Origin of the sequence: Alteromonas sp. H39 (assembly GCF_047556435.1) — a bacterium.
Classification (GTDB): domain Bacteria; phylum Pseudomonadota; class Gammaproteobacteria; order Enterobacterales; family Alteromonadaceae; genus Alteromonas.
Genome location: NZ_CP180210.1, coordinates 3,467,806 through 3,486,694 on the forward strand (window position 1 = coordinate 3,467,806; position 18,889 = coordinate 3,486,694).

Annotated in this window: 17 protein-coding genes; 10 read left to right on the plus strand and 7 right to left on the minus strand. The window is 47.5% G+C overall.

Going from position 1 to position 18,889, the window contains the following annotated elements; all coding sequences use genetic code 11:
- Positions 1-11 precede the first annotated feature (11 nt).
- The 4 genes from ACLBLI_RS15185 to ylqF all read left to right on the plus strand — a co-directional run bounded on the left by ACLBLI_RS15185 (position 12) and on the right by ylqF (position 4,218).
- The gene (locus tag ACLBLI_RS15185; RefSeq protein ID WP_414828426.1) at positions 12-713 is read left to right on the plus strand and encodes a response regulator transcription factor; all 702 of its coding nucleotides are present in this window, start codon (positions 12-14) and stop codon (positions 711-713) included.
- A 3-nt stretch (positions 714-716) separates the two neighbouring features.
- The gene (locus ACLBLI_RS15190; protein ID WP_414828427.1) at positions 717-1,949 is read left to right on the plus strand and encodes a sensor histidine kinase; all 1,233 of its coding nucleotides are present in this window, start codon (positions 717-719) and stop codon (positions 1,947-1,949) included.
- A gap of 217 nt (positions 1,950-2,166) precedes the next feature.
- A complete protein-coding gene (locus ACLBLI_RS15195) occupies positions 2,167-3,024 on the plus strand; it encodes a transglutaminase family protein (RefSeq protein WP_414828428.1) in 858 nt (285 codons plus the stop codon).
- 189 nt (positions 3,025-3,213) lie between these two features.
- Positions 3,214-4,218 (plus strand): ribosome biogenesis GTPase YlqF, encoded by a 1,005-nt coding sequence (gene ylqF, locus ACLBLI_RS15200; protein ID WP_414828429.1) that lies wholly within the window; start codon positions 3,214-3,216, stop codon positions 4,216-4,218.
- 326 nt (positions 4,219-4,544) lie between these two features.
- Here the strand turns inward: ylqF and ACLBLI_RS15205 are convergent, their stop codons facing one another.
- Positions 4,545-4,838: a hypothetical protein gene (locus ACLBLI_RS15205; RefSeq protein WP_414828430.1), complete on the minus strand. Its 294-nt coding sequence runs from the start codon at positions 4,836-4,838 to the stop codon at positions 4,545-4,547.
- Between the two features lie 142 nt (positions 4,839-4,980).
- On the minus strand, positions 4,981-5,604 hold the full coding sequence (gene rlmE / locus ACLBLI_RS15210; protein ID WP_414828431.1) for a 23S rRNA (uridine(2552)-2'-O)-methyltransferase RlmE: 624 nt from the start codon (positions 5,602-5,604) through the stop codon (positions 4,981-4,983).
- A gap of 94 nt (positions 5,605-5,698) precedes the next feature.
- Here rlmE and ACLBLI_RS15215 point away from each other — a divergent pair, with 94 nt between their 5' ends.
- Complete coding sequence (locus ACLBLI_RS15215; RefSeq protein ID WP_414828432.1) at positions 5,699-6,451, plus strand: TrmH family RNA methyltransferase; 753 nt, start codon at positions 5,699-5,701, stop codon at positions 6,449-6,451.
- A 121-nt stretch (positions 6,452-6,572) separates the two neighbouring features.
- On the opposite strand, the gene rluF is transcribed toward ACLBLI_RS15215, so the two are convergent.
- The 3 genes from rluF to ACLBLI_RS15230 form a co-directional block, all read right to left on the minus strand.
- Positions 6,573-7,310 carry a 23S rRNA pseudouridine(2604) synthase RluF gene (gene rluF, locus ACLBLI_RS15220; RefSeq protein WP_414828433.1) on the minus strand — a complete coding sequence of 246 codons (738 nt, stop codon included), beginning with the start codon at positions 7,308-7,310 and terminating at the stop codon, positions 6,573-6,575.
- A gap of 110 nt (positions 7,311-7,420) precedes the next feature.
- The gene (locus ACLBLI_RS15225) at positions 7,421-8,629 is read right to left on the minus strand and encodes a M24 family metallopeptidase (protein ID WP_414828434.1); all 1,209 of its coding nucleotides are present in this window, start codon (positions 8,627-8,629) and stop codon (positions 7,421-7,423) included.
- 42 nt (positions 8,630-8,671) lie between these two features.
- Positions 8,672-8,812 (minus strand): hypothetical protein, encoded by a 141-nt coding sequence (locus tag ACLBLI_RS15230; RefSeq protein ID WP_414828435.1) that lies wholly within the window; start codon positions 8,810-8,812, stop codon positions 8,672-8,674.
- Between the two features lie 219 nt (positions 8,813-9,031).
- Here ACLBLI_RS15230 and ACLBLI_RS15235 point away from each other — a divergent pair, with 219 nt between their 5' ends.
- The 4 genes from ACLBLI_RS15235 (at position 9,032) to ACLBLI_RS15250 (ending at position 12,104) form a co-directional block, all read left to right on the plus strand.
- Positions 9,032-9,823 (plus strand): peptidylprolyl isomerase, encoded by a 792-nt coding sequence (locus ACLBLI_RS15235; RefSeq protein WP_414828436.1) that lies wholly within the window; start codon positions 9,032-9,034, stop codon positions 9,821-9,823.
- Positions 9,824-10,504: 681 nt separating this feature from the next.
- Entirely contained in the window at positions 10,505-11,365 is an 861-nt protein-coding gene (locus tag ACLBLI_RS15240; RefSeq protein WP_414828437.1) for an amidohydrolase family protein, read from the plus strand.
- Between the two features lie 41 nt (positions 11,366-11,406).
- Complete coding sequence (locus tag ACLBLI_RS15245; RefSeq protein WP_414828438.1) at positions 11,407-11,973, plus strand: amidohydrolase family protein; 567 nt, start codon at positions 11,407-11,409, stop codon at positions 11,971-11,973.
- Positions 11,973-12,104, plus strand: coding sequence for a hypothetical protein (locus tag ACLBLI_RS15250; RefSeq protein ID WP_414828439.1), 132 nt, complete (start codon positions 11,973-11,975; stop codon positions 12,102-12,104). The genes ACLBLI_RS15245 and ACLBLI_RS15250 overlap by 1 nt, the downstream gene beginning before the upstream one ends.
- Before the next feature lie 277 nt (positions 12,105-12,381).
- Here ACLBLI_RS15250 and ACLBLI_RS15255 read toward each other — a convergent pair whose 3' ends face one another.
- Positions 12,382-13,068, minus strand: a complete 687-nt coding sequence (locus tag ACLBLI_RS15255; RefSeq protein WP_414828440.1) for a PEP-CTERM sorting domain-containing protein — start codon at positions 13,066-13,068, stop codon at positions 12,382-12,384.
- A 706-nt stretch (positions 13,069-13,774) separates the two neighbouring features.
- Here ACLBLI_RS15255 and ACLBLI_RS15260 point away from each other — a divergent pair.
- Positions 13,775-15,019 carry an IS110 family transposase gene (locus ACLBLI_RS15260; protein WP_414828411.1) on the plus strand — a complete coding sequence of 415 codons (1,245 nt, stop codon included), beginning with the start codon at positions 13,775-13,777 and terminating at the stop codon, positions 15,017-15,019.
- 1,086 nt (positions 15,020-16,105) lie between these two features.
- Here ACLBLI_RS15260 and ACLBLI_RS15265 read toward each other — a convergent pair.
- Positions 16,106-18,847, minus strand: a complete 2,742-nt coding sequence (locus ACLBLI_RS15265) for a hypothetical protein (RefSeq protein WP_414828441.1) — start codon at positions 18,845-18,847, stop codon at positions 16,106-16,108.
- Positions 18,848-18,889 lie beyond the last annotated feature (42 nt).

Here is an 18,889-nt window from a genome sequence, read left to right on the forward strand (position 1 = left end):
GAGTTCAAAACATGGGTCATGCTTTTTCCGCAACGCCAGTAAGAGTATTGGTAGTAGAAGATAATCGCGACATCTGTGCGAATATCGCCACCTATCTGGAAAAGCATGACTACATACTGGATTTTGCCTATGACGGAATCAGCGCAATGCATCTGGCATTAACGAATCCATACCATGTTATTGTGCTGGATGTAATGCTTCCGGGCATGGATGGTCTGACTTTCTGCCATAGGCTTAGGCAAGATGCCAACAATGAGACTCCCGTGTTAATGCTGACGGCGAGGGACAAGCTTGACGATAAGCTGAGCGGGTTCGCGGCAGGAACAGATGATTACATGGTAAAGCCCTTCGCGCTTCAGGAACTCCATGTTCGAATTCAGGCTCTGTACAGGCGTAGCCAGGGTAAATCCGACAACCTGTTGACCGTCAGTGATTTAACGATGAATAAATCAACGATGCAAGTGCACCGGGCGGGACAGCGGATCGATCTCAACCCTGCCTGCATAAAACTGCTTCAGCGATTAATGGAAAGCTCTCCGGGTGTTGTCACTCGCGACGAGCTTGAAACCTTATTGTGGGGGGACGAACCTCCTGACGGTGATGCCCTGCGTTCACATTTTTACAAACTGCGACAAGCGGTTGACAGACCCTTCAAGATCCCGCTAGTTCATACCGTGCATAAGATTGGTTACAGAATAGCGGAGAATGCGTAGGTTATGTACCGACGAAGTTTACGGACCCGGGTGGCAATTGCATTCGCTTTGTGCGTAGCTGTGCTAAGCGTAGCCTGGGGCTTCGCGTTCTTTGCTGCAATCAAGTTAACTGAAGACCATGTACTGCAGCGACAACTGGAATATGCTGCCCGAACCTATCCAGATTTACGTACCCACCTGCGAGGATATGATAACGCTGCGGATTTGCCACAGCCTCTCAGGGAGTGGGCGCAATCAAACCCCGCACAAGGAATTTACGAATTCGAACCTGAGGAGCTGCATGTTGCAGTGGTGCCCTCCAGCAAAGGACAGTCAGACGCATTTGTCGTGTTCGACGTAGCAGAAATTGAGGCGGCATCCGCTGATGACTGGTGGTGGCTATTGATTATAAGTGTCGCCGTTGGCACGCTCGGCTTGCTTGGGTTCGGTTTGGGTGTGATCGTCATGCGCCAGGCTGTGGCTCCGGTTGCGGAACTCGCTGATGTGGTCGCTGACATCGACTTAGAACATTTATCAGATAAAGATCACAAACGTATCGCCTCCCAGCGATTCGGCGATGATGAGGTTGGCGTTCTTGCTGAAGCCATCGAGAAAACGCTTGAGCGCATTAGTGCTTTTGTGGCAAGAGAGCGATACTTTACCGATTCAGCCAGCCATGAATTGCGTACGCCAATTACAGTTATCACTGGCGCTCTTGAGCTGTTAGAGCAAAGTAACCTCTCTGCCGATGATGAAAGAGTCATAGATCGCGTAAGACGCGCTACCATTGATATGAAAACAACAATTGAGATGTTTTTGTGCCTGGCCCGCGAGAATGACGACGCATTGAATGACGAGCATTTTTTGGTCAAACCTATCGTTAGCCATGCAATAGAACAGCACCGGCACCTGCTCGACGGCAAGTCCATTGATATCCGTGTCGATGAGCTGGCAAATCCTGGCATCTGCGGACATCCTCAGGCGTTTTCCATTGCCGTCAATAATCTGGTTCGAAACGCGTTTGAGCATACACTTAATGGGCAAGGGCCAATCATCGTTACAGTGAAAGAGTCCGCGCTGCTGATTACTAACCGGGCACATGCGGGCGCTGAGAACATTAATCCATCAGATGAGTCGTCATCAACTCATGGTTATGGCCTGGGGCTTGGCATCGTACAAAGATTGTGTGAGCGACATGGCTGGCAGTTTTCTCTACATGCTGATGAAGGACGTGTTGCGACAAGCATTTGCTGGTGAAAGAAGCGTCTTTTGCCGCAAACATCGAATTGCAGCCACTGCCATTTCTACCTGCCACTTAATATTTTTCAAACCAGTTTAGCGACCTTTCTAAGTATCAAATAACGCGAAATATCAGTTTATTGATTTTTATCCACAGAAAAGTGATACCGTGGAAGTATCCTGTCACGGAAACTCAACGGCCCGTGACTTTTGACGACCTCGGAAAGCAACGTACATGAGACAATTCAAAGTTTTTCACCAGACTATTTATGAATATTCCGAGCAAGTCCAGCTGGCGGCACATACACTCAGGCTGAGGCCTCGTGAAGATCACGATCAGCACATTGAGTCTTCGACACTGGATATCAGCCCGTCTGCAAACCTGCGATGGCATAGTGACGTGGAAAGCAATTCGGTAGCCATCGCGACGTTTTCTGAGCCCACAAACCGGTTACTTATTGAGAGCACGGCGATAGTTCAGAAATACGATGTGATGCCATATGACTTTTTAATTGCCGATTACGCCGTCACCTACCCGTTTACGTATCCGCCCGAGGATTGTATAACCCTGACACCCTATTTGCACGGTGGTAATACACAAAACGACCCACTGTTAGACAACTGGATTCACGATGTTTGGGTTAAAGACCAGCCGGTTGAGACATTTGAACTGCTGCTGTTATTAAACCAGCAGATTTATAATTCAATTCATTATACCGTCAGAGAAGATGAAGGGGTGCAGACGACAGAAACCACCTTAACGACCAAAACAGGGTCGTGCCGCGACCTGGCCAGCTTGTACATTGACGTTGTCCGTCACCTTGGCTTCGCCGCCCGGTTTGTCAGCGGTTATGTGTATATGGAGTCAACAGAAAACTTACCCGAAACGACCCACGCCTGGGCAGAGGTTTTCATTCCTGGCGCAGGGTGGAAAGGTTTTGACCCTACCCATGGATGCTTAGTCGGAGCAAACCATATTACGGTTGCGGTAAGCCGCTTACCTGAACTGGTACCGCCCGTTTCAGGGGCTTTTTGGGGGTTGCCCGGCTCATCATTAACGGTAAATGTGTGGACCTCCGAACTGAAGTCATAACGTTTATCGCCAGTCCCGTTGTGATATTTCTGCAACGTCATGGGAGGTAGCTCATCGACAATTGTCGTCGCCTGTTTGTTATTGGTGCGCCTGCATCCCCGATATCCCTTCCAATGCTTTCAATTGCTCACACAAAGCCCACAGTAATCAAGTACAATACCCGAAAGTGAGATTTTGAGGAAAGCCAACGTGGCCTTACAGTGGTTTCCGGGGCACATGCATAAAGCCCTGAAAGAGATAAAAGAGTCGTTAAATCAGGTAGATATTCTGATTGAAGTATTGGACGCCCGTATTCCCTATTCCAGCGAAAACCCGGAAATAGCAAAGATCCGAGGCGATAAGCCTTGCCTGAAAATTCTCAATAAATTCGATTTGGCAGACCCGCAAATCACGCGACAATGGCAGGATGAACTGGAGAGTCAGCGTGGCGTATTCACCATCACCACTTCAAGTGATAAGCCCGCAGACACCAAGCAAATCATCCCGCTTATTCGCGAGCACTGCGCGGGTAAAGATGCCTCGGTAAAATCGATCAACGCGATGATCACGGGTATTCCCAATGTGGGAAAATCGACGCTTATCAACATTCTGGCCGACCGCATCATTGCGAAAACAGGTAACGAGCCCGCCGTCACCAAAAGCCAGCAGCGCATTAATCTGGGCAGTGGGATCGTACTGTACGACACCCCTGGCGTGCTGTGGCCAAAGCTGGAAAACCCAAACTCTATTTATCGCCTGGCGGCCTCTGGTGCAGTGAAGAACACGGCAATGGAATTTGATGATGTTGGTTTTTTCGCGGCCGACTATCTGATAAAAGCCTATCCAGAACTAATGAAAACCCGCTACAAACTTGACGAGTTACCGGATACCGAACTGGAATTTCTGGAAGCCGCCGCAAAGCAACGTGGCGCTATTATGCGCGGTGGCCGGGTTAATTTACATAAGATCTGCGAGGTGCTGATAACAGAACTGCAGTCTGGAAAGCTTGGCCGTATTAGCCTTGAAACGCCTGAGATGGTTGCGCAGGAAAAAGTGGAAATGGCAGCAGCCGCAGAGAAAAAAGCAGCGGACAAAGCAAAACGCAAGCAGCGGTTTAAAGACGGTTCAGCAACCCCGGATAAGCGTGACCGGAAGGAAAAGCGAACCGAAAAACGTGAAGCACAAAGCAAGCGGATGAAGCAGGGCCGCAGATAGCCATCAGTACCACGTTTTTCCGCGCTCTACTTTAGTCCACGACCAGTACTTTTTAGCTTGTTACCTGGCCGGAACAGAGGTGCAGCTTCCTATCGCGCACCTTTCAGCAGCGATTGTAAGACAAAGGCAATGTAAAGCTAACAGGCTGGGTCAGGAAACATCATAATGGACATGCCGGTATATATCGCTTAGTTGCGCAAGCAATACTGACACGCTCTGCTGATAGCAACTGTTCCCTTAATTGTATGTTTGGTTACCGTTTATCGATATGAGCTTACCGTACGAGCGCTCATCCTCTTTTACCGAATTGATAGTGTTGCTATTAGCTACTGCGGACCGATGAGCCAGGGAAGTGAGGCACCCAGTAAAACAGAGGCAGCGCCGAAAGCGAACCGGGAATGGTTCATCTCGCTGCACCGCGTGTATAGAAAAATTCCTGCGCTGAAAGCAACTACCGACCAGATAGTCGCGCCTTTAAAAAATACATACATCTCGGATTGATTCAAAGAGGTGGTATAAGTTGGGCCTGCGAGCCAGCGCAGCATTAATGACACTATCACCCCAAGTATGGGTAGCAGCGTCAACATCACTACACGCTTCTTCGTTATTGCACTATCCATTTTCACATCCTTATAAGTTCGGCTCTGGCAAACAATGTTCGCTATGTTTTCGCATTGTGTATCACAAACTCTCCTGCCGGAGCTTTTTCCGCTGATATCGTCGCACTAACAGGCTTCCACCCACACATGCAGCAATGCCTTATTACTGCCCCTTAAAGCCCTTACCTACTAGATACACTTCTCGGGAACGGGGTCTGGAAGCCGCAGGTTTACGTACGATAACCTTCTGGAATGAGCTACGCACATCTTGCAGATATTCATCGTAACCTACGCCCTGAAAGACTTTGGCGCAAAAGCTGCCGCCGGGCTTGAGTACGTTTCGCGCCATATCCAGTGCCAGTTCTACCAGATACATCGCAGCGTATTGGTCAGTCGTTTTTACACCGCTTAAATTGGGTGCCATATCAGATATTACGGTATCGGCCTGACCACCGTCCAGCGCCTGAAGAATATTTTCGTACACGGCTTCATCGGTGAAGTCGCCCTGAATGAAGGTCACGCCAATAATAGAATCCATAGGCAGAATGTCTGACGCAATTACCCGGCCATGCTCTCCTACCGCGGGTGCGACAATCTGCGACCACCCACCGGGAGCCGAGCCAAGATCGACAACAACGCTACCGGGGCGATACAGCGCATCTTTTTCGTTTATTTCAATGAGCTTATAGCTTGCGCGCGAGCGGTAACCATCAACTTGCGCTTTTTTCACGTAAGGATCGTTAACGTGCTCGTCCATCCACTTTTTACTGGTTTTTGATCGCGCCATGAAGTTAGCCTGCTCCGGTATCGCAAAAGGGGCGATTATTGTAAACTTGCCCGCGTAAATTGCAAAAATACTTCCCCCGGACAGGCTCGTAATCATGAAACTAGATGATGTGAAAAAACTGCATCAGAAGAAATACCGTGCGGAATTTGGCCATTATCTGGTTGAAGGTGAGCATCTCATTATTGAGTTGCAAAAAGCACTGCAGCACCAGGCAAAGCCAGAGGCACGACACATTACCTTGTACATTACCGAGTCGCGTCTGGACTGGGCGCGCGAACTGTCGGCGGATTTTAATCTGGTGGTGGTAAGCGACAAACAAATGGTCAAACTAAGCGACACCAAAACACCACAGGGCGTGGTTGCCTGTGTGCCTTTCCCCGCGCTTGATCAAAACAACGATTCAGAAAGGCCGGGTGAACGCTGTATCTATCTGCACGAAGTTCAGGATCCCGGTAATTTAGGCACTATCATTAGAAACCTCGCCTGGTTTGGCGGCTTTCGCTTGTTGCTTAGCCCCAATAGTGTGGATCCCTTCAACTCAAAAGTGGTTCGAGCCAGTATGGGGGCCATTTTTCATCTTCCCATCGAGGTTGAGGTAGCAATAGACGCCTTGCCGCAGCGCTTCAGTAACTTTGCTTATCTGGATTTGGAAGGGGCAAGCATCAACACCCCCGAATTTGGTCACTACGACTGCTACCTTTTTGGCAACGAAGCGCGCGGAGTGCCCACCGAAAGTGTGACTGAATGCCATGCCGATGCGTTTACGATTGCCGGCTGTGGCGCCATAGACTCGCTCAATCTGGCAAATTCTGTGGCAATTTGCGCTTACCAGTTGTCAGTGAAGTAAACGCTGGCCGCCAGAGTCAGGCAGCGTTGCATTGCTTTGGCGGTGAACTGCCAATAAGCCCTTGGCCAGCGCACTGAAATACACTTCCAGGGTTGCTGTTCATGCCCTGTGTATCGCAAGCCTACGCCGTTTTCTTTGAGTGCTTAACGGCGTCGTTAAGCTCCTGCAGTTCTTGCTTTGTCAGGTTACGCCATTCCCCCGGCCGCAACTTACCCAGTTGCAGATGCATGATACGTACACGCTTTAACTTGGTAACTTCATAACCCAGGAATTCGCACATGCGGCGGATTTGACGATTCAACCCCTGCGTGAGGATGATGCTGAACTGAAACTTGCCACGGGCACTTACCTGACAAGGCTTGGTCACGGTCCCCAGAATCGGCACGCCATTCGCCATTTTGGTTAGGAAGCGCTCACTGATCGGCTGATTAACGGTAACGATATACTCTTTATCGTGTGCGTTTTCGGCGCGCAGCACCTTGTTCACAATATCGCCATCGCTTGTCAGAAGGATTAGTCCTTCTGAAGGCTTGTCCAGCCTGCCTATAGGAAAGATCCGCTCTTTATGCCCTATCGCATCAATGATATTCCCTTTTACATGACGCTCCGTTGTACAGGTAATGCCAACCGGTTTGTGATAAGCAATATAAATCCGGTCAGACTTATCTTTGGCAACGCCTCCCACGACTTTTCCGTCAAGCTTCACGGTATCGCCCTGCTGCACTTTGGTTCCCAGCTCCGGCAGCTTGCCGTTGATGGTAACGCGTTTTTGCTCAATTAATTTGTCGGCTTCGCGACGAGAGCAAACGCCGGTATCACTCAGGTATTTATTTAATCGCTTAGGGGCTTCAGTAGTCATATCAACGAATTGCTTTCACAGCGTTAAGAGTCGCTTAAACGGGATAAAAGGTGTGCGCAAAGTATAACGGAATTTCATTTTTCCAGACAGGGCTTTACGCATCACCAGGGTTAACCAAATGGCGCGTCCAATGAATGGCTTGGCTCTGTAAACCATTCAGCACCATCGGCGGTAACATAGAAATGGTCTTCAAGGCGAATACCAAACTCTTCCGGCACGACAATCATAGGCTCGTTACTGAAACACATCCCCTCAGCCAGTGCCTTAGGGTTATCTTTTACCAGATACGGCCATTCATGTATGTCCATACCAATCCCATGTCCGGTACGGTGAGGCAGGCCAGGCAACTGATAATCAGGTCCCAATCCCTTAGCCTCAAGATAAGTGCGCGCTGCGGCATCGACATCTCCGCAAGTGACGCCCGGCTTTGCCACATTGAAAGCAGTCAGTTGCGCCTGCTTTTCACTTTCCCACATTGCCTTTTGCTTTTCTGTCGCCTCACCGAAACAGTACGTTCTGGTAATATCTGACAGGTAACCATGCAGACGACAGCCGGTATCAATCAACACCATATCGTTTGGCTTCAGTATTTGTGGATCTTTTACCCCGTGCGGATAAGACGTGGCTTTACCAAACAGCACGATACAGAAGTAGCTGCCACTCGCGCCTACTTTGCGATGTGCGGCATTAATAAACGCCTCTACGTCGGTGGTAGAAATGCCTTCGTGCAACATACTTGCTGTTGCCTTATGAACCGCCAATGTCATTTCCATAGCCTGTTTTATAAGGGCAATTTCAGCCGGTGACTTATGCATCCGGCAGGATGCGGTCACCTGACCACCATTAACCAGTTTGGTATCTGGTAGTGCCTGCTGCAGGCCGTCCACCACAAAGAACGGGGTCGCTTCGTCAATCGCAAACGTATCGCCACCGGCAGAATCGATTCCACCCAGGATACCGGCAACCAATGCGTAAGGGTTTTCGTGCTCCTGCCAGCCTGCCATAGCGCCAGGTATAAGCTTGCGTTCGTTAAGCGAGTCAATTTCAAAGATAGGGGCGACATAGACGACCTCGCCATGTGCTGGCAGAATGGCGCCAACAAGGCGCTCACTGGGGTACCATGCCATACCGGTGAAATACTGCAGGTTTGTACCTGCATTCAGGTAGAGTGCTGCAATTCCCTGCTCTCTCATCAACCGTTGAGCTTTCTCCATTCGCGCCAGATACTCTGCTTTTTGAATGGGCTGTGCATTTGCCGTCATGTCAGACAGACTGGACAGCGCCTCTTCAGCTGTCTTCCCGCCGATACCTTTTGTCATGTTGTCTCCGCAGTCAAAAAAGCCGCATTGTAAACAGGTTACTTACAGAATCGATGTTTCTTCGATAACCGGTGATACTATCGCGATAGCATACACGGGTTCAGGTAAGCACGTATCTCGGTCTGCTATAGCATTTACCAGAAACTGAACCGCCATTTTTCGCTCAGTTTGCTGCGGTGCCATGTTAGAGCATTATCGGCGTAAATAATTTGCCGAGCGTAGTAGCAAAGTTACTGTAGCAACACAGCGTTCAATCACAATAAGAAAGAAGAAAAAGTCAATTTTATCGACTGCACTTTGTTATCAAAAAATTACAATTTGATACACGAAAGCAGTGTCTGGCATAGCGTGCATTACTTACTATTAGTTTTGTTTTGAACCCAACAAGAGCAAGAGTTAAACGTGATTAAAGCCATACTCACTGTCACCGTAGCTGCGCTGTTCAGCTTCCAGGCCAAGGCCACGGTAGTCGAAATCCGCACTAACCTGGGAACTATTACGGTAAACCTTTTTGATGAGGATACGCCTGAAACTGTCGAAAACTTTCTTGAATACGTCAATTCGGGAGCCTATGCCAATAATGTCGTACATCGCCTCGCCCCCGATTTTGTCATTCAGGCAGGCGCCTTTACCTATAATAATGAATTACCCATGGACACCGTTCCCACCGGCGTTGCGGTAATTAATGAGCCGGTACTGTCGAATGTTCGTGGCACCATCGCCATGGCGAAACAATCTGGCGATCCAAACAGTGCGACGTCGCAATGGTTTATAAACCTGAAAGACAACAGCGAGGTCCTCGATACAGACAATGGCGGATTTACCGTATTTGGTCAGGTCATCGACAACGGCATGGATGTGGTTGACGACATCAATCAATTACCCCGATTCAACATGGGCGGAGCGGCTAGTTCTATTCCATTAGTTGACTTCACAGCCGAAGATGCAACAAATGGTGAAGAACCGGGAGAAGGTAACTTTGTGCTGATTACCGATATTGTGGTTACAGACTCGTCTGTAGTAACCAACCCTGAGTTAAACCCAACGCCGAACACACTGATTGACAGCGATAGCGGAGAAGATCCGTCACCTCCTTCCACAGGTGGTTCCTCTGGTGGTGCGCTCAATCCAGTGGCACTGTTTTTGATGACCCTTTCGGTTGTATTTTTCCGACGCAAGACCAAAAAAGCATAGCAGTGTAAAAGCGATCACTCCGGATTTACCGGAGTGATCTTCGAACCGGCCAAGTAAGCCCCGGTATGTCTTATCATTCTTTCACTGCGCCTATGTGAATGGCTGAAGCACCCTCTGCACCCTTTAAGCATCGGGGTACGTCAAAGTCTGCAAACATCCGCAACACCAACTAGCCTAAAGTCTGTTTCAATACGCCCATCATTTAATACGTTACCGGTATTTTCCGGCTGTTCGAAGTATGTACAGTAAGCAAGAAAATCCGTCGCTTTAAAACTATCGGCGTTTACCTATCACTGTATTTCTTATGAAAACTGGCGTTAAAGTGAGATTGAACGCAATTCGCTCATAAATACACAGAATCTGAATAGGGTAATTTCAGGCCTCATACGTCTTATTGGTATTGTTCTGCATAAAGGTGCCGTAAAAGGAAGAAGGTGGTTTGGCTTTCTTTCTTGTTCAGAGCCTGTAGTTGTCCTTGTCCCACCTCAGCGCACGGCAATAGGGCTTCCCTGCTAAGTCATATATGCCTTGCTGCTAAAAAGGTATGAGATAGAAAAGTGAACGCAGTTCTAACTGGCGTTATTCGCTTTAACGAACTATTTTTCAAACGTGAGGTTTGAAGATTTCCCGGCGGTAGCAGTACTTACCTTTCCTTTATCCAGCACATCAAGAGTCAACCACATGGAAACAACTATCTCAGGAAGAATACAACTTCATGGATTTGGGATAGCTACGCTTGCTATTCTCGCCATCCTTTTTATGAGTATTGGCGGGTGTCAGTCTGTACACCGCCCAGAAGCCGACCTGGTCATCACGAATGTTGATATCGTTGATGTAGTCGATGGAAAAATTACCAGCGATAATGATGTCTTCATTACCGGGGACACTATTTCTGACATTACCCGCGCTGGTTCATTGCCTCATCCTGCCAACGCGATAATACTGGATGGCAACGGCAAGTTTTTGATCCCCGGACTTTGGGACGCGCATGTCCATGTTATCTCAAACAGCGCCTGGCAGATGCCGTTAATGCTGGCTCACGGGATCACCAGCGTGCGAAATATGCATACTACTGAGCCAGATCCGCTTATCGCCATCAAACGGGTAAAGGCAGACATCGACGCTGGGGCCTACCCGTCTCCCCGCCTGCTGGCCAGCGGTCCAATTATTGATGGACCTAACATATCAGCCTGGCCAAGCTCTGTCATTGTTGATTCTCCAGCGTCTGCGAAAGCCGCGGTGAAGCAGCAACAGGCTGATGGGGCGGACTTCATCAAAGTCTACTCAGCGCTGGATGCCCCTTCCATGATGGCAATTCTGGAGCAAGCGGAGAAATCCGGTATCGCGGTAGACGGCCACATGCCGGCATCTATCGACCCGGCTGTTGCTGTCAGTGCGGGGATGCGCACCGTCGAGCATACCAGTGGCGTTTTTGCCGGCTGCTCGGACAATGAGCTCATCGTAAGAAATAAATTTCACGAGTACTTTACCGGAGATCCTTCTCCTTTTCCCAGTCTCAACTTACGTTTTTTTCTTTATTAATTGAGCAGGCGAACGGCTATAACAAGGAAAAATGCCGTGCTTTGCTTCATGTTTATGCCAAAACGGGAGTGGCATCGACCCCAACACTGGTGAATGTCTGGGCTGGCATCCACTCTGATAACGTTATCCAGGATACCGCGTCCATGCGCTATATGCCCGAGTCTGTCAGAGAGTTTTGGACAAGCGCAGCGACAGCGCCATTTAATGCAGCATTTGTCGAACATCTTCAACCGGTTTACGCCCACTCCAGGCTTCTCACACTGGCATTAAAGAATGCTGGTATTCCGGTATTGGCGGGCACAGATGTAGGTAACCCTTTTCTCATTCCAGGCGTGGCGCTGCATCAGGAATTGATGTTATTAAACGAGGCTGGCCTGTCTCCCCTCGACAGTTTGCGTGCTGCCACACTCAACCCGGCCAGTGTGTTTGGTTTCGAAGACTCGCTGGGTCAGGTGAAAACTGGGTTTATTGCCGATCTGGTGTTACTTGATAGTAATCCGATTGTGGACATGTCGGCTGTCAGTGACATCAGTGCCGTGGTTCGGGGCGGTAAACTTTATAACCGGAACACACTCAACCAAATTCTTAGTGACCTGCAGAAGAGATAATGGAGCGGCTAGTCCACAACATCAGCCATCGCATCGCGCATTATCTAGAAAAAGTAGGACTGATCCAACGCGACATAAATAACAACTGTCTGGACTTGCCCATTGACGGTGAAGACAACAGCTTACTCTAACTTCAAGCAGCACTGGCCAGTTACAGCGGTAGGCAAACTTGCGGGAAAAAGTCGTTACTTTGCAAACCTTACCCGCAAAAAACGAAGATAACTAGGGTCATTTAGCATAATCAGACGGCGTTAGTTTACATGCTGGCGTGTTCGCCTCTTTGTTAGCTGAATATATCATTTCAGTGACATGCTAAATGTCCGCAGAGACATGAGTAGGTAAAAGATAGAAATTGACATGACACTTATAAAGAATAGGGGGTGATAAACTCACCCCCTTGCTTTCGAATCAGCTCTTTCTATATTGACGGCGCTTAGACACAATCGCGAAAGCACCGACTAGAAATAAAGATAAAACGCCCGGCGCATTGACCGCTACTTGGCCGGGTGTAGCTGAGCCAAATGTTATATCATCATACCCGACTTGATTTACTGTCCCCCCAAAGTCAATTGATCTCGCAAGCCCATTAAAACTTAACCCACCAATTTCCCAGTTACTAAAGGGATCGCCAATAACAGGCCCCGCGCCTAATGCTTCAATAGTAATGCTTCCTAGCAAGTTGCCGGTTGCATTAAGTCCATCATAGACATTTACACTGCCTCCGAAACCCACAGTGCTATACCAAAAAGAAAACCCGGTATCAAAACCTGCTGCGTAATTTAAAATTGCAGAACCGGTTAGAAAAAACATCACAGTCTCACCTGACGGCGGAAGAGCGAAATTTGCCAAAGGTTCACTTTCGGTGAGCGCTAACGAATTCGAACCAAAGCCGATTCCATAGTTGGTTCCGGAATTACCTAAGCTATCGGTCCCGCCGTTATAGTAGTCTAAAATTGCAGCCTGATTCCCCACACCTTCGAAATCCAGCGTGATGATATCAGCGCGAACAACTTTAGTACTCAAACATAAAACGAGCGTGACGATCGCTAATACCGTTATGTTATTGTCATAATGTTTGACTTTAAATATCGACATTATTATTCCTTAATATTTGTTGTAATGTAGAGCACCAAAATTTTTTACTGACGGTCTTCACTATGTGAAGACCGCTTTTCGTAAAAAATGGGCGGATGAATTTAAATTCAGCAATTAATAAAGGAATCAATACAGCCGACAAACATGAGGTCGACATTAAAAGCAAATCCCTATGCTTCAAAATCGCTGTGCACATGCCAGCAAGTTCAATGCCTGAATAGAAATTGGCAAACATAACAACAGGTTAAAAATTGAACAGCTTTAGTGATGTTCGAGCTGTAAAATTTTTTGACAGAATTAATATGATGGGACGCGTAGAAGGAAAGTCGCACTGTAAACCTTCCCCTAAACTAGTGACATGTCTTTTTGAGTGCTTCAGCTACCGAAAGTGAAATGATATCTATGAATGATACTCGAAGTGCAGGCGTTTACCGTCTGCTCCTTGTCTCAAGTTACCTTTGACGCTGTCAGGCAGCTCAGTACGTAATATGGTCTTTCAACCTGCTTGATCTGGATTAAGATGATTTAGGTTATGTGCTTATTGCATACGAACATTGTACGTAAGTCACTAGATGATTACCGCTTTACTTTCGATGCAATGAGTCACTTTACTCATAACGAATACTCAGGGCATGCAACGAACGCCATCCATATTACTTTCGACGAGTGAAGGATACATAACAAACTTCATATTCAGGAGGTTGTCATGACTCACTCGTTAGATAAGTTCTCAGCGTATATTGGCTTGGACTGGGCATCGAAGAAGCACGATGTCTGCATTCAAAAAAACAATCCTGGTACTCGATTGTTTCAAGTAATTAAACACTCGCCAGAAGTCATCGATGACTGGCTTTGTTCGCTACACAATGAGGTGAAAGGCCCCATTGCCATTGCGGTTGAGCTCTCTAGTGGTCCCATTGTTTACGCACTGCAAAAGTATTCGTATGTCACTGTATTTCCGATTCACGCTGCGACGCTAGCGCGATATCGGCACGCCATGTTCCCAAGCGGTGCCAAAGATGATCCATCAGATGCTGAACTAGCGCTTGACCTTATGCTGAAATATCCAGAAAAGATACAACCGTTGAAACCAAGTAGTGATGCATCAAGAGCGCTCAATCTACTTGTCGAACAGCGCCGCATGTTGGTGGAAGACAAACGACGCGCAGTTAACCGGCTAATCAATGCGCTCAAGCAATATTATCCGCTGCCACTCTCCATGTTTTCGCATCGAGGAAGTGACTTGTTTTGCGATTTTCTGCTCACATGGCCGACATTCAAGCAGTTAAAACGGGCACGAGAGAAAACCATTAGAGCGTTTTTTAGCAAACGTGGCGGAAATTCGGTGAGTAATACCGATAAAAGAATCAAGGCCATAAATGATGCGATGGCGTTGACTGAAGATAGCAGTGTTATAGAGCCTTATAGCTTGTTGGTAGTCTCTCTTTGCAATCAAGTAATCCTATTAAACAAGAGCATCAAGTCATTCGACATTAAGATTGACGAACTATTTAAGCAAATGCCGGATGCTGACATCTTCGCTTCATTGCCGGGCACTGGACCATGCTTGGCGCCTCGCTTACTCGCTGCTTTGGGTGAGGATAGAAGCCGATTCTCAAGCGCTCAAGAGATTCAGAACTATGCGGGCCTATCTCCTGTGACAGAGCGAAGCGGAAATAAAGAGTGGATCCACTGGAGGTGGCAATGCTCAACATTTATCAGACAAACGTTTATTGAATGGTCCGCGAAAAGCGTACACCAATCCTATTGGGCTGGCCTGTATTACGAAAAACAACGAGCAAAAGGCAAAGCCCATCAAACAGCTGTTAGAGCATTAGCGTTTAAATGGGCTAGGATCGTGTTCAAGTGCTGGCAGACAAAAACGCCTTACAACGAAGCTCGATATTTAAAAGCATTAAGAGAGAGAAATTCATCTCTTTTAAGCACATAAAAAGGTTGTTGAAAGACTCAGGGCGTGAAGCGGTCATTGGCTTGCTGCAATTCTAATGGTAGCTATGAGCGAAAAACGGACATCAGATGGTCAGGTTGTAATCGTCAGTTAAAGACAATGAAATCGTCTGTTTCAGACTTAAACTCTATCAATTAAGGAACGAAATGAGGATCGACTGCTAAGCCAAATTGATCATGTAAAACGCCTGGCTAGAGCAAAACGTAATCAATGGTTTTCACACAGCCTGTAAGGATAGCGGTTGCGTGCGAACCTGATTTTTATGGATTTAAGTGACAAAAGACAGATCACATAGATGCCGTTCGTTTAACCCAATTAGAACGACTTAACTACCCCTCTGCACAGTAGCGCTTAGCATACAAAGATGCCATTGTGTTGGCATTGTTAAACGAATAAACAACAAGGAATATTGTGTTACTCAACCAGGACGTCACCTACCAACGTCATCGACCTGAGCAGAGGTCACCGCATAAAAACGCGGTAGGAACAGCCCCAAACTTGATGAATCATTCAGAAGCATGAGTTGGGCACAGCGACTCAAACGTGTGCTCAACATTGACATTACACAATATGAGCTCTGCACCACACACAACGTGAATTTCATTGCTGCACTACAGACTCCATCGTGCTCAAGAAGATCCTAGACCACCTCGACTAAATGGCATCGACAATTACCACCCTACTACCATCATTGTTACCACCGCTGCTTGCACCGCAGTGGGAGTTATCTGATGACTCCCATGTAATTCAACGTAATTTCGATTGGGGGGCTTAATACATAACAACATTTAACGAATCTCCGACAAATCCTATGATTTGAGCGGCTAGGGCAAGCCTGCGTCTACGTTCAATTTTCTAGTCTATTGAATAGGTAAAAGCCGACATTTCAATCTCTACGAGCAGTTATATTTTAGCCAAAATCACTTCGAATCAGTAACGAACCTGCACTAAGGTGGTACTGTAACGAAGTATAGTAGATAGTTTTAATCGTTCTTATACGTGATGGCCACGCTCCCTTAGCCTCCGAATATCCTGATATAAGGCTAGCACATACTAGTGCTTTTCATCTTACAGTCGCGCGCGGGTCATCCCTATGAGTGTATTTTCCAGTGTTTTCATTTCTTCACTGTCGCAGGTATATCGCTGCATAACCGTTGCTAAGCCTCGCAGGTTGTCACTCATTGTGAACAAAGACTTCTGTGCGTCTGCGGAAATCATACCAGACGCGCCATAAATATTTGCCAGCGCGTCAACGTTATTAGCATTGGTCCCTTCACCTAATTGCTTGAATATATCGGCATGTCGCCTGGCAATCGTGTAGTGATAGGTTTTGGTATATGTATTGCGGTATACCTCTTCCCCCATAACGGTTCGAGTTATATCATCCCATACTTCAGTGCGCGTAAAGTCGACCGGGTTGGGGCCTAAGCATTTGGCTGCCAGGTGCTCATATGACACGATAAAAAAGCCGGTAATTGCCGTACTCATGCTAATACCCTTTAAACTATCCCGCATCTCTTGCTTTATGGTCTGTGGATCACTCTGCCTGCCCATAAAAAGTGACGTCAGTTCAATGACACCGGAATTGAGTAACCACGCTGTTGCTTCAACCATCGCCCGCTCGAATTTTTTATCTTCCTCGGTAATAATTTGCGTGTCGTTCCGGTACAGCGCATTAATGTAAACGGCTCCGGTGTCGTCGGCACTCAATGGACCATCCCCTACCCGTTTTCGATGGGCAATAATTTCAAGTTCTGTCAAGCGGTGCTGTTTAGCATCGTTAACCACTTTCCAGGTAGAGGAGTGTTGTTTATCTGGCCGGATAAAAAACGCTTTAGTTAATTCATTTAGCTCATCGACACTGTTAGTTGTTTTGATTTTATCAATAACATTCTGACTGGCTTGCTTAAGATAAGGCTCCCGCGCTTTAAACAGCTGGTTGAAAGTCTTACTCACTGCTGGCTGGTTTCTATATGCAACATACAGATCTTGATGCTGTTCAAACCATTTTCTTGAGGCAAGTAGCGCGTCTTCCGGCGTTGCATAGCCGGTATCTGCAGGCAAAGTGTGTATGGAAAAATAATTTGTTAATAAACCGTGCAGTTTGCTATTGATATAGCCTCTCACCTCATCCTGGGCTCTTATATTTATTGCATTCCAACTGGATAACGTTCGCGGTTCGACGGCGCTCATCAGTGCCTTCAACTCTCCGTTTTGAGCATGGTTAATGCGCGCATCAATTTCTGCATAAACGTCTTTTTTCCGCGGTTTTTCTTTGTGCTCAACCAGTTTGGTTTTGGCCTGTGCCGTTTCTTTTTGAGTAACTACCTTTGTTTCTCGCTGAGTCTGCTCTGTTTGTTCAACCAGTCTGGAGTCAGCTTGGGCCTGTTCTTCAGGCCACAGCGCGTTGCGAACATACATTGTCTGAATTTCAAATTCGCTCAACGCCGCCGACTCATTCGCTTTAGCCAATTCTTCCATTGTGTAAGCCTGCCACGCTGCCGCGCCGTCGAGCGCCATGCCGCCAATAGCGGCACTCATATAATGCAGTACCCGTGGAATCTCGCTAAAGCCGCTCGACACCACGTTGATATGCGACCGTTTTACCGATAAGTTGTTTTGCTGCGAACAAACCCGCCCTAATTCGTAGACATAGCCTTCACGCAACTCATCATCCATTTCAAACAGGTTTTGTTCAAAGTAACGGTTAAACACCGATGGCCTGAACAAATTTATCAGTTGAATAATTTGCACACTTTGCGCCGACGCCCCCCGGTTTTGATTGAACTCATCTAACCAGGAAACGAGTGAAGGTATACAGCCTGAACCGGCTTTTTGCTGTAGTTCAGGATGCCGGCCACTGGCAACGTCCTGTTGCTGCGTTCGAAGCAACTGCATTTGCTGAGTTAGCGAATTTACTTCTTCCTGATTACTCGCTTGTCGCTGTTGCGCTATTTGTGTCTGCACGTCCTGCATTTTCGCGTTGATTTGATTTAGCCGGGCCTGTTTTCGCTGTTGTTTTTCGAGTTGGGCTTTTTGCTGTGCTGCCATTGCCTCTTGTCGTAATCGATTCTGTTCGGCGTTAACTTGTGCGCTCTCGCTAAACAAATCATTCACTTTCTGGCGTAGTTCAGCGACTAGTTCAGAGTTACCTTCGGCTCTGGCTTGTTGTCCCTGAATTCTGAGCGACTCAACCTGTTGGTTAATGAGGTCTGTTTTTGCTTTTGCCTCAATAGCTTGCAGCCTGACCTCCTCGACATCCTCGCCAGCCCCTACAGCACGTTGCATGTAGTCAGGTAATGTACTACCAGCCACCAGCAAAATCGGCGCTTTTTGACTGCTTTGCGGGCCTCCAAAAAACAGATAAATTTCATCTTTATTTTCGCTTATTGCACCAAAAAGCATAACGGCTGGTTGTCTGGGAGGCTGGTATTGTATTTTGAGCAGGTTCAGCTCAGCAATAAGCTCGCCGGTTAGTGGGTAAATAGCGGGGGCGGGAAGAGTATTAAAGGCATCAATTTTTGCGACATCAAGCATGATCTGGCCACCTATCGGTTCACCGCTGCCTAATTGCATTGCCTGGTCATGCCCGTTTCCTGGGCCCCGGCGCATGGCTGGTTGAGCACGATTAACTGCAGACGCCGTAGCGCTGGCATCAAGCTGAAGTGTAAAGCGCTTTACCTGTCCTTGTTCAACAACCAGGCCTGTCCAGTTTTTGGATATTTCTGACGGCGATGTTTCTGCACGGCTCAACTGGCAAAAGAAAACCCCAACAATACATAACGAAACAATCAATAACTTGTTCAACATAAATCCCTTTATTGGTCGCTGAGCATGCCTGGCCCTAACCAA